This window comes from Pseudomonas sp. 43NM1 (assembly GCF_002836905.1).
GTDB classification, from domain to species: domain Bacteria; phylum Pseudomonadota; class Gammaproteobacteria; order Pseudomonadales; family Pseudomonadaceae; genus Aquipseudomonas; species Aquipseudomonas prosekii.
Genome location: NZ_MKGS01000104.1, coordinates 1 through 2,238 on the forward strand (window position 1 = coordinate 1; position 2,238 = coordinate 2,238).

Sequence of the window (2,238 nt, forward strand, 5' to 3'; positions counted from 1 at the left end):
TTCTTAACCTGACCGGGATCAACGGCATTACCGGCGACACCTTGGTCAGCGGCGGCACCCTCGACCTCAGCGGCTCGCTGGGCAGCAGCAACGTCAACGTCGGCAATGGCGGCACGTTGACCGGCACCGGCTCGTTGCTGGGCGCGTTGAACGTGAACAGCGGCGGCCATCTGGCGCTGAGCAGCGGCAACCAGTTGTCCGCGTCTTCGCTGGTGCTGGGCGCCGGCTCGAACATGGACGTGGCGCTCGGCACACCTTCCACCAGTTCGCTGCTGAACGTCGGCGGCAACCTGACCCTCGACGGTTCGCTCAACGTCACCGACGCCGGCGGTTTTGGCGTCGGCGTGTATCGCCTGATCAACTACACCGGCAGCCTCGTCGATCTCGGTCTGGACGTCGGCGCGATTCCCGTCGGTTACAGCCTCGCCGATCTGGCGGTGCAAACCAGCGTCGGCAATCAGATCAACTTGCTGGTCTCGGCACCGAACGTGGCGATCCGTTTCTGGGACGGCAGCCAGTCGATTGCCAACGGCAGCGTCGATGGCGGCACTGGCACGTGGACGGCCGGCGGCACCAACTGGACCTCGGTCAACGGTTTGGTGAACCAGACCTGGGCCAGCGACTTCGCGATTTTCCAAGGCGCGGCGGGCACGGTGACGGTCGACGGTACGCAGACCTTCAACGGCATGCAGTTCGTCACCGATGGCTACAACGTGATCGGCGGCGCGGCGGGGCAACTCACCGCCGTCAATGGCAGCGGCGGCAACACGGCGATCCGCGTTGATCCGGGCGTGACCGCCACCCTCGGCGTCAACATCGATGGCGCCGGCACCCTGGCCAAACTCGACAGCGGCACGCTGGTGCTCAACGGCGCCAACAGCTACGCCGGCGGCACCTTGCTCAATGGCGGCACGCTGGTGGTGGGCAGCAACACCGCACTGGGCAGCGGCACTTTGACCGCCGCGTCGGGCGTGACCCTCGATAGCAACGCGGCAGTGACCCTCGGCAATGCCGTCGATCTGGCTGGCAATCTCAGCGTCGCGGGCAGCAACGCGTTGACCCTCAACGGCGCGATCAGTGGTGTTGGCGGTTTGATCAAAACCGGCGCGGCCAACCTGACCCTCGGCGGCAATAACAGCTTCCTCGGCCCGGTCGCACTGAACGCCGGCGCACTGGTGCTGGCCTCGAACACGGCGCTCGGCAACGGCGTGTTGAACGCCGCCAACGGCACCACGCTGGACGCCGCTGCGCCAATCTCCGTCAACAACGCGGTGAACCTCGCCGGCAACCTTGGCATCGGCGGCAGCGCTGATCTGACCCTCGCCGGCAACCTCAACGGCGCTGGCAGCCTGACCAAGAACGGCGCGGCCAACCTGACTTTGAATGGCAGCAATGGCTTCCTCGGCGGCGTCAACCTCAACGCCGGGACGTTGAACGCCGGCAATGCTGCGGCACTGGGGCTGGGCAGTCTGACCGTCGCGGGCGCTTCGACGCTGGATAACAGCACGGCGTTGAGCCTGGGCAATAGTATGCTGCTGAACGCCAATCTCGCGGTCGCCGGCAGCAATGATCTGACCCTCGGCGGGGTGATCAGCGGCGCTGGAGGCTTGAGCAAAAATGGCGCGGCGAACCTGACCCTCAACGGCGTCAACAGCCTGTCGGGCGGCACCACGCTGAACGCCGGCACCCTGACCCTCGGCAACGCGGCGGCGCTGGGCAGCGGCGCACTGACCGTCGCCGGCGCTTCGACGCTGGACAACAGCGCGGCGCTGGTGCTGGCCAACAACCTCAACGTCAATGCTGCGCTGGACTTCACCGGCAGCAACAACCTGACGCTGGCCGGGGTCGTGGCGGGCGCAGGCACGTTGACCAAAAACGGCGCCGCCGACCTGACCCTCAGCGGCAACAACACTTTCACCGGCAACTTCGATGTGGTGAGCGGCAGCCTGACCACCCTCAGCACCACGGCACTGGGTAACAACGCCGCGGTCAATCTGGGCGCCGGCACTAACCTCAACCTCGGCGCGTCCGGCAGCATTGCCAGCCTGAGCGGCAGCGGCACCGCGCAAATCGGTGCGGGCAATACGCTGAGCATTGGCGGCAACAACGCCAACGGCACGTTCGACGGTGTACTCAACGGCAGCGGTTTGCTGGCGAAACTCGGCAGCGGCACGCTCAACCTGACCGGCGCCAACAGCCTGAGCGGCGACACCAGCATCGACGCCGGCACCTTGAACG

1 protein-coding gene is annotated in these 2,238 nt (G+C 66.4%); it reads left to right on the forward strand.

Translation table 11 applies throughout. From position 1 onward, the window contains the following. The coding region (locus BI292_RS10030; protein WP_178076561.1) for an autotransporter-associated beta strand repeat-containing protein at nt 1-2,238 on the forward strand (2,238 nt) is incomplete at both ends.